General features: G+C 45.3%; 2 protein-coding genes and 2 tRNA genes. All 4 read right to left on the reverse strand.

All coding sequences use genetic code 11. From position 1 onward, the window contains the following. Positions 1–150 precede the first annotated feature (150 nt). On the reverse strand, positions 151–432 hold the full coding sequence (locus IV54_RS07595) for a PTS lactose/cellobiose transporter subunit IIA (RefSeq protein WP_057878782.1): 282 nt from the start codon (positions 430–432) through the stop codon (positions 151–153). Between the two features lies 1 nt (position 433). After that, complete coding sequence (locus tag IV54_RS07600) at positions 434–757, reverse strand: PTS sugar transporter subunit IIB (RefSeq protein WP_057878783.1); 324 nt, start codon at positions 755–757, stop codon at positions 434–436. A gap of 250 nt (positions 758–1,007) precedes the next feature. Continuing rightward, a tRNA-Thr gene (locus tag IV54_RS07605) sits at positions 1,008–1,080 on the reverse strand. 26 nt (positions 1,081–1,106) lie between these two features. Then, a tRNA-Asn gene (locus tag IV54_RS07610) sits at positions 1,107–1,179 on the reverse strand. Positions 1,180–1,239 lie beyond the last annotated feature (60 nt).

Below are 1,239 nucleotides of genomic sequence, written 5' to 3' on the forward strand. Positions count from 1 at the left end.
GACCACTTCTAAGAATAGATTCTTAGTGTTGCACTTGATTTGACAATTGAGGTTTTTTATTCATTTCTAATCTGACCGACTATTATACTTTTAATGAATAAAATTGCGATCAATATAAAAAAGGCGTCGCGGCTAGTCGACGTCTCTTACTTATTTTAGGTTTAATAGTTGAATTAACTCAAAATTGCTTTCTACCGTCATGAGACTGTCCATGGCATGAATCACCAGGATATCTGGACCAAGCCCCTTAGACGTCAATTCAGCCATGATTTTAGTTTGGACTTGATGTGCCGTGACTAATTTGGCTCGACACGGTGCCAGTTCGGTCGGTGTCAGCTTTCCGTCAGCCGCCGCTTTAAGTAACAGCTGCTTTGCCTCCCCTGCTGCCAGCAGGAGCTGCATCGCCAATTGCGTGACCGTTGTGGCGGTCATCTTAGTAAGCCACTGCGGGATGGACAGCCAGTTGCTTGCACGTAAACTTCACGAGAGCCTGACTATTTAGCCAACCATAGATATCGTTAGGAATCACAGCCATTGGGACGCGATCCCCAATCTTTGCTTGAATCTCGGCTTGATAGGCCACCTGAGGCGTCAATAAGACGAGGTCCTGGTCAGCCAACAATTCTGGTGTTAACTCCAAATAACTCACAGCCTGAAAATGCAAAGGAACTCGTTGGGTTTCTGATACTCGCTTAGCTTCCCCGATGAACAAATGGCTTGAGATTCCTTGACCGCAAACTAACAGAATGTTTTTCATGATGGCAACTCCCTATCCTTTTCTAGTTACTCTCAGGATAGCACTAATACACCTATACCACAATGAGTTTATCTATAAAATCAATTTGTCATTAATTTTAACTATCGTTGTCAGATCGGCGTTCCTATTTCTATACCAATTGGTATAGAAATATTAGACCAATTGCAAAATGACTAGACCATTTGCCGTCAATCCACTTGAATTTTAGACACAAAAAAAGCTCCTAGTCAGCGACTAGAAACTCATCTGATGCCGGCTGAGGAATTCGAATCCCCGACCCTCGGTTTACGATACCGATGCTCTACCAGCTGAGCTAAGCCGGCATATCTGGCTAACGTGGTTAACCCGACTCCGGCAGGCGGGCTCGAACCGTCGACAACCTGATTAACAGTCAGGTGCTCTACCAACTGAGCTATGCCGGAATAATCGCGTAGCAACGTCCTATCCTCGCAGGGGGCGATCCCCCAACTACTATCAGCGTG

The organism is Levilactobacillus paucivorans (assembly GCF_001437125.1).
GTDB classification, from domain to species: Bacteria; Bacillota; Bacilli; order Lactobacillales; family Lactobacillaceae; genus Levilactobacillus; species Levilactobacillus paucivorans.